This is a genomic window from Sporosarcina sp. E16_8, from assembly GCF_017347095.1.
Taxonomy (GTDB): domain Bacteria; phylum Bacillota; class Bacilli; order Bacillales_A; family Planococcaceae; genus Sporosarcina.
In genome coordinates this window covers 1-7642 of record NZ_JADPRZ010000081.1, presented here as the reverse complement: position 1 = coordinate 7642, position 7642 = coordinate 1, and the positions used below count along the sequence as shown (strand labels likewise).

At 42.1% G+C, this 7642-nt stretch carries 7 protein-coding genes; 3 read left to right on the top strand and 4 right to left on the bottom strand.

Annotation, left to right across the window (positions count from 1 at the left end; all coding sequences use genetic code 11):
* Positions 1-319: 319 nt before the first annotated feature.
* Positions 320-1222, bottom strand: a complete 903-nt coding sequence (locus tag I2484_RS20350; RefSeq protein ID WP_207152882.1) for a DMT family transporter — start codon at positions 1220-1222, stop codon at positions 320-322.
* 114 nt (positions 1223-1336) lie between these two features.
* Here I2484_RS20350 and I2484_RS20345 point away from each other — a divergent pair, with 114 nt between their 5' ends.
* Positions 1337-2059, top strand: a complete 723-nt coding sequence (locus I2484_RS20345; RefSeq protein WP_207152881.1) for an MgtC/SapB family protein — start codon at positions 1337-1339, stop codon at positions 2057-2059.
* 12 nt (positions 2060-2071) lie between these two features.
* A complete protein-coding gene (locus I2484_RS20340; protein ID WP_207152880.1) occupies positions 2072-3082 on the top strand; it encodes a cation diffusion facilitator family transporter in 1011 nt (336 codons plus the stop codon).
* 46 nt (positions 3083-3128) lie between these two features.
* Here the strand turns inward: I2484_RS20340 and I2484_RS20335 are convergent, their stop codons facing one another.
* Positions 3129-4292: an iron-containing alcohol dehydrogenase gene (locus tag I2484_RS20335; protein WP_207152879.1), complete on the bottom strand. Its 1164-nt coding sequence runs from the start codon at positions 4290-4292 to the stop codon at positions 3129-3131.
* A 118-nt stretch (positions 4293-4410) separates the two neighbouring features.
* Between I2484_RS20335 and I2484_RS20330 the strand changes: the two genes are divergently transcribed.
* Positions 4411-4647, top strand: a complete 237-nt coding sequence (locus I2484_RS20330) for a DUF378 domain-containing protein (protein ID WP_207152878.1) — start codon at positions 4411-4413, stop codon at positions 4645-4647.
* 171 nt (positions 4648-4818) lie between these two features.
* On the opposite strand, the gene I2484_RS20325 is transcribed toward I2484_RS20330, so the two are convergent.
* Both I2484_RS20325 and I2484_RS20320 read right to left on the bottom strand, forming a co-directional pair.
* On the bottom strand, positions 4819-6063 hold the full coding sequence (locus tag I2484_RS20325; protein ID WP_207152877.1) for a Glu/Leu/Phe/Val family dehydrogenase: 1245 nt from the start codon (positions 6061-6063) through the stop codon (positions 4819-4821).
* Between the two features lie 79 nt (positions 6064-6142).
* Positions 6143-7336 (bottom strand): ornithine--oxo-acid transaminase, encoded by a 1194-nt coding sequence (locus I2484_RS20320; protein WP_207152876.1) that lies wholly within the window; start codon positions 7334-7336, stop codon positions 6143-6145.
* Positions 7337-7642 lie beyond the last annotated feature (306 nt).

Sequence of the window (7642 nt, the reverse complement as noted above, 5' to 3'; positions counted from 1 at the left end):
GCTGGTTTAGTTAGAAACGTTTTGCTCAAGTGCGTTAGCACTCTCGCTGTATTTCATTGATGTTTTGCTGTTCAGTTTTCAAGGTTCATTTGGTCACTGTTGTTTCAGCAGCAACTCTTATATCATATCAAGTTACACTCTTCATGTCAACAACTAATTTCAATTTCTTTTTCGTCGTTTTAACAATGTTTGAAGCGCAACGTTATCTAATATAACATCTCTTCCGGAACGAGTCAACATTTCATTTCAACTTCTAACTTGCTGTTGTTTCTCGCTCCCTGAGGACATGTATTAATATACTACAGAACGTTATAAGAAATCAAGCCTTTTTTGAAAATAATTTATTCCGCAACTTTTTACCATCAATTACAAAGAGCAGAATCCCCGCTATCACAATCATCCCGCCGACTATTTGGGATGTCGATAAGGTTTCATCAAAGACATAGAACGCCAAGATTGCTGCTCCGACCGGCTCAAATAGTATCCCGATAGATATGACATTGGTACTTACCCACTTAATGGCCCAGTTGAAAAGGGTATGCCCTAACAGATTCGGAATGAGTGCAAGCATTATAAACCAGAACCAATCAGACCCTGGGTAAGGGCCAAATGACTCCCCTTTGATTAGAACATAAAAGAACAATGTGATTGTGCTTATCGAATAAACAACAAATGTATATGTAATAAGTGAATGACGTTTACGCACATCTTGCCCGAATAGCAGATAGGTTGTGATAAGTGCACATGCAATCAACGCTAACATATCTCCGTAAAAAGCAGTGCCACTCAGCTTGAAGTCTCCCCAGCTAATGATTACACTCCCCGTTACAGCAATCAGAGCAGATATAATTGTTTTGAACGCTAGCTTCTCCTTAAAGAAGAAGTACGTTCCTACAAAAGCAAATATGGGTTGTAAGGTAACAAGCACCGTTGAACTCGCAACCGATGTGTAATTTAACGACTCGAACCATAGAATGAAGTGAAAGGCTAAAAACACTCCCGCAATGGCTGAGAAGATCCAATCTTTTTTACTAAGCGTCAATACTTCCCTTCTATACTTCATAAGGAAGAGCGGTAACATAATCAGAACAGAGAAAAACATTCTATAAAATGCAATCACTCCAGCATCTGCTGTGGCAAGTTTCACAAAAATTGCAGAAAGTGCTACCGATATAACTCCTATGATAATTGGTATATACGGATGAATCCGTGGCTTTTCCATTTCTAACACATCTCTTTCAAAAAAGTTAGGTTACATCTCTGTCTTTAAGACAATGGTATAGGTGTCAGTATAACATGGTTATTAAGGGAGGACATTACAAGGGGGATAACGATAATGACCTGGATTGCAAATGAAGCGATGTATCCCGAAGTACTAATTAAAATCACGCTCGCTTTAGTTTTAAGTTTAGTTATTGGTGTAGAGAGGGAAATCAAGAAGAAACCTATCGGATTAAAAACAAGTGCTGTTATCGCTACTTTCAGTTGCCTTCTAACAGTCGTCTCTATAGAAGCAGCTTATCTCGTTCCCGCACGTAATGACATTAATGTAACGATGGATCCGCTTCGCCTTGCCGCCCAAATTGTAAGTGGCATCGGCTTCCTTGGAGCTGGGGCCATACTGCGACGTGACAATAATAACATTTCTGGATTAACAACAGCAGCAATGATTTGGGGTGCTGCGAGTATTGGGATTGCCGTTGGTGCCGGCTTTTATATTGAGGCGACGTTTGCTGTATTACTCGTAATGTTTGTTATTGAAGTCATCGCGCCCACACTCGGTAAATTTGGTCCAAAAAGATTGCGGACAAAGGAAGTTTCTTTCATTGCTGTTTTATCCAACAAATCAAAGATCGAGGATTTGCTTGCATATCTAAAGGCAGAGAACATGGAAATCAAAAACTTGCGGATACGGCAAATCGATTCATTTAATCATCAAGTGCTTCATCAGCTCAACTTTCGCCTTTCGACGCTCCCCGATAAACCTTTGTCTAGTTTGTATATCGAGTTAACGACGCTACCTTATATCGTATCAGTCGAAATTGAAATATTTCAATAATGGAGGAAATTCATGAGAGACATACTAAAACTTTTAAATGAAGGCAACAAGCCCTCACTACTCGCAGCAATTGTTAACACGGTCATTGCTTGCTTAAAAGCCATTGCATTCTTCTTCACTGGAAATGTGGCTATGTTTGCAGAAATGATGCACTCATTTGGTGATGCAGCAAACCAGTTTTTTGTTTTCGTCGGTTCTGCTCTTTCAAAAAAAGCTCCCACTCCCAAATATCCTAATGGATTCGGCCGTGTTGTTAACTTAGTTTGTCTCGGCGCTGTCATTATTGTTGGAATCATGTCTTATGAGGCTATCATAGGCGGGTGGCATCATATCCTGAATCCATCCGAGTCAGGCGGGAATAGAAATTTAATTATCAACCTCTCTGTTCTCGGTATAGGTATCATTCTTGAATGCATTGTACTTTATAAGGCGGGTAAAGAGATACTTCATGAAGCAGGGATTGATAAAGGTGGGATAGCCCCCATTACATTAGGTTTTCAAAACCTTAAACGCGCTAAACCGGCGACAAAACTCGTGTTCATGGAAGACTTTGTTGCAACTCTAGGTGGCCTCCTCGCATTTGTCGCTGTCCTATTGGCTCATTTCCTTGGATTACTCGTAGCGGAAGGCATTGCGTCCATTATGATTGGTATGATGATGTTCTATGTGGTTGGTAAAGTATTTCTGGAAAACGCACGTGGTGCAATCGGGGAAACGGATGAGGAAATGCTCAATCATATTTCCCATATCGTTGCAGCGGATTCCGACGTTATAGATATTCAACGGATTGAAGTTATTAAAGAAGGGGAATTCTTACACGTTGAGATTGTCGCAGAAGTCGATCCATCTCATACACTCGCTTATTTAGATGACGTGAGGGACCGACTCATGGACATTATTTTAAATCAAAAAGGAGTACAAGATGTTCTTATTTCTTTCGATGAAGATGACGGTGTATCGACATGGAAAAGGTCCAATTCCTTTGATACCGCTAAGCAATTCAATTCAAAGTTACCAGAATAACAAAAAACGCCACGCAGAGACTCCCGCGTGGCGTTTTTCAATTCTCTTATAATGAAGCTTTTAAAATCGACAGTACGTCCTCTTTATTCAGATTACTGAAGTTCCCAAGTGGTCCGTTAACTGTTGCTTTTTCTGCCATCAACTCAAGTTTCGAATCGTCAATGTCATAATGAGCAAGCGTTTCTGGTGCTCCAATAGATGTCCAAAATGCTCTTAGAGACGCAATTCCTTCCACTGCAATCTCATCTGGTGTCTTGCCTTCTGGTGCAACGCCAAATACGTTGACAGCGAGCTTGGCAAAACGTTCAGGATTGACGTTAACGTTATGATTCATCCAGTGTGGGAATAGAATCGCAAGTCCTCCTGCATGCGGGATATCATAAACTGCAGACACAGCATGTTCGATACCATGGGACGCCCAGTCCCCTTGATAGCCCATTTGAAGGAAGCCGTTCAATCCCATCGTACCCGCGAATAAAATCGTCTCACGTAATTCATAATTCCCCAAGTCTTCGACGAGTTTCGGCGCACTATCCATTACCGCACGTAGCACACCTTCACACATCTCATCTTGTACAGGTGTATTCTTTGCATTATTGAAATACTGTTCAAAGATATGGGACATCATATCGACAATACCGTATATTGTTTGGTCTTTAGGTACTGAAAGCGTATATGTTGGATCAAGAATCGAGAATTTCGGGAAACTGACCGGGCTGCCCCATCCGAACTTCTCTTGCGTCTCTTCATTGGTAATAACAGACCCGGCATTCATCTCCGAACCTGTTGCTGCTAGCGTCAAAACTGTACCGAATGGAAGTGCATCTTTCGCGAACGCTTTCCTTGTTACAAGATCCCACGCGTCGCCGTCATATTTCGCAGCCGATGCAATTAGTTTCACACAGTCGATAACTGATCCTCCACCAACTGCTAAGATAACGTCGATGTCTTTATCCTTACAAATTTCTGCACCTTTTCGCGCAGTTGATACACGTGGATTTGGCTCAACGCCTGAAAGTTCATGCACTTCCATATCATTCTCTTTTAATATGGTCATTACTTCTTCATAGAGACCATTCCTCTTGATGCTTCCGCCCCCATAAACGACAAGCACTTTTGTACCGTAACTCTGTAGTTCTTGTGCTAATCTCTGAAGTTGACCTTTTCCAAATATAAGTTTAACTGGATTGTGAAATACAAATTCATTCATTCTATATTGCCTCCCTTTATTCTTTTCATTATCCGAAACAATAAACCATTTTGCAATATTAAGAGCCCGCGTATGAAAAAACTTCACCTGGGCATATTAATTTAAGGAGGTGTGCTAAATGGGTAAAGTACATAAATTAGCTCTAGCACTGACAATTATCGGCGCTCTCAATTGGGGAGTGGCAGGAATATTCCGTTTCGATGTAGTGGCACAATTCGCCGGCGGCTCCGCGGAACCGCTCGCACGATTTATTTATCTCATCATTGGGGTTTCGGGTCTATTCAATCTTGGGTTGTTATTCAATCGGCGGCGGGATCACGACGAGGTAATGGTTTCTATTCCTGAAAAAGCATAAAAGGCATCTCCCGTTTAAAATCGGGAGATGCCTTTTATTATTTTAATGATAAGAATGTATAAGTTTTCACTTAAAATAGTGTCCAGGCTTCAGGTGCCAGACGCTCGGATCATAAGTTAGCTGGGCCGTCTTATACCTGTCGCATCTTACCGGTACCTTACGCTTTTATGATTATGCCCAACCACGGAAACGTGATGCTTCCGCAGTTTTACGTACACCAATCATATATGCTGCTAGGCGCATGTCGATATTACGAGTTTCTGCAGTTGTATATACGTTCTCAAATGCATCAACCATTTTTTTCGTCATTTTTTCACGTACTTCTTCTTCAGTCCAGTAGTAGCCCATATTGTTTTGGACCCACTCGAAGTAAGAAACCGTTACGCCGCCCGCACTTGCAAGAACATCGGGAACAAGAAGTATTCCACGTTCTTTAAGGATTCTAGTACCTTCAGTTGTTGTTGGCCCATTTGCTGCTTCAACAACAATCGTCGCTTTGATTTTATGTGCATTTTTTTCAGTAATCTGATTAGAGATTGCCGCAGGCACAAGAATATCGCAATCGAGTTCAAGTAATTCTTGGTTCGAAATCGTGTTATCGAAAAGTGTAGTTACTGTTCCGAAGCTATCGCGACGGTCTAGTAAGTAATCGATATCAAGACCCTCTGGATCATGAAGAGCACCATAAGCGTCGGAAATTCCGATTACTTTCGCACCAGCATCATGAAGGAACTTAGATAGGAAGCTACCCGCGTTACCGAAACCTTGGATTACAATACGTGCACCTTTCATATCAATTCCACGACGTTTCGCCGCTTCCTCGATAATGATTGTTACACCTTCTGCAGTCGCACGGTCACGACCTTGCGAACCACCAAGAACGATTGGTTTACCTGTGATGAAACCAGGTGAGTTGAATTCGTCAATGCGGCTATATTCATCCATCATCCACGCCATGATTTGCGCGTTTGTGAAGACGTCTGGAGCTGGAATGTCTTTGTTAGGTCCCATTACCTGGCTTAAAGCACGGACATAACCGCGGCTTAGTCGCTCAAGTTCGCCCATAGACATTTCACGCGGGTCACAGACAATTGCCCCTTTACCGCCGCCGTATGGAAGATCGACAATACCAGCTTTTAATGTCATCCACATAGATAGTGCTTTCACTTCTTCTAATGTTACTTCAGGGTGATAACGTACTCCACCTTTTGTCGGTCCAACAGCATCGTTATGCTGTCCACGGTAACCCGTGAATACTTTAACTTTGCCATCGTCCATTTTTATTGGAATACGTACTTCTATCATACGAAGTGGTTCTTTTAGAAGTTCGTACATTCCTTCATCGTAGCCTAGTTTATCAAGTGCATCTTTAAAAAGACCTTGTGTAGACGTAAACAGATTCAGGTTTTCAGTCATTTAATGATTCGCCTCTTTGATTCATAATTTTTTCTATGCATATATTGTAACATATAGGACACTTAGATTGTTAAGTATTTTAATTCACGAAAACTTTTTTGATTTTCTCGATTGCCCAGTCCAACTCTTCTTTTGTGATAATGAGTGGTGGAGCAAAGCGAATCACTGTATCGTGTGTTTCTTTACATAGTAATCCGAGCTCTTTTAACTCTTCACAATACGGACGAGCAGCTTCCGTCAATTCGACGCCAATGAACAATCCGCGTCCGCGGACTTCTTTAATCGACGGATGTTTAATTTTCTTTAACTCTTCCATAAAGTAATTTCCGAGTTCAAGAGACTTTTTCGCCAATTCTTCTTCTTCCAGCACTTCTAAAGACGCGATTGATACTGCACACGCCATAGGATTTCCGCCAAAAGTTGAACCGTGCGATCCTGGATTGAATACACCAAGAACTGATTTGTCAGCAAGTACACAAGATATTGGGAATACACCGCCACCAAGTGCTTTACCTAGGATATACATATCCGGCTCGATATCTTCCCATTCACATGCGAACATTTTTCCAGTACGGCAAAGACCAGCTTGAATTTCATCTGCAATAAATAGAACGTTATTCTTTTTACACAGTTCACGTGCAGCTTTCATATAACCGGTTGGCGGAATGATAATACCCGCTTCACCTTGAATCGGTTCGATAATGAATGCAGCAGTATTCGGTGTAATTGCGGCTTCAAGCGCTTTGATATCACCGTAAGGAATAAGATTGATGCCCGGAAGCATCGGACCAAATCCGCGTTTGTATTCAGCATCTGATGATAAAGAAACAGCTGTCATTGTACGACCATGGAAGTTCCCTTCGCACCCAATGATTTCTGCTTGGTCTTCTGCTACCCCTTTAACGTCATAAGCCCAGCGACGCGCTGCTTTAATAGCTGTTTCAACAGCTTCTGCTCCTGTATTCATAGGAAGCGCCATTTCTTTGCCAGACAGTTCACAAATCTTTTCATACCATGGACCAAGTTGGTCGTTGTGGAAAGCACGTGAAGTAAGCGTTACTTTATCAGCTTGGTCTTTCAATGCCTGAATAATTTTCGGATGACGATGCCCCTGGTTTACTGCTGAATATGCGGAAAGCATATCCATGAATTTATTGCCTTCTGGATCTTTTACCCAAACCCCTTGTGCCTCAGAAATAACGATTGGCAGTGGATGATAGTTGTTTGCCCCAAATTTCTCTGTTTGTACAATTACTTTTTCTGATACCGTCATACATTTCCCTCCCCTTTTATATGTAGAGACAGGCCCACCCAATAGATGGACCTTTAGAATTAAGCATAAATGCAAAGGACGCCTTTATCGTTAACTCTTCCAGCAGTGGAGGATTGAACTTCATCCCTCCGCTTTTCTTTGTGTCCAGCTCTGGGCGCCAGCCCCTCGAGTCGCTTCAGTCCTTAAGTTAAAGGCAAAGTGCGCCTTTATCTTTAGGCCCTCCAGCGCTTTTCGGGTCTAAGCAGGCGCCCTACGCTTTTCTTTGTGTCCAGCTCTGGGCGCCAGCCCCTCGAGTCGCTTCAGTCC

Bases quoted from the DNA above. Each gene is read 5' to 3' on its own strand.
- I2484_RS20350 (WP_207152882.1), bottom strand. From the start codon at position 1,222: ATGGAAAAGCCACGGATTCATCCGTATATACCAATTATCATAGGAGTT.
- I2484_RS20325 (WP_207152877.1), bottom strand. From the start codon at position 6,063: ATGACTGAAAACCTGAATCTGTTTACGTCTACACAAGGTCTTTTTAAA.
- I2484_RS20345 (WP_207152881.1), top strand. From the start codon at position 1,337: ATGACCTGGATTGCAAATGAAGCGATGTATCCCGAAGTACTAATTAAA.
- I2484_RS20330 (WP_207152878.1), top strand. From the start codon at position 4,411: ATGGGTAAAGTACATAAATTAGCTCTAGCACTGACAATTATCGGCGCT.
- I2484_RS20340 (WP_207152880.1), top strand. From the start codon at position 2,072: ATGAGAGACATACTAAAACTTTTAAATGAAGGCAACAAGCCCTCACTA.
- I2484_RS20335 (WP_207152879.1), bottom strand. From the start codon at position 4,292: ATGAATGAATTTGTATTTCACAATCCAGTTAAACTTATATTTGGAAAA.
- I2484_RS20320 (WP_207152876.1), bottom strand. From the start codon at position 7,336: ATGACGGTATCAGAAAAAGTAATTGTACAAACAGAGAAATTTGGGGCA.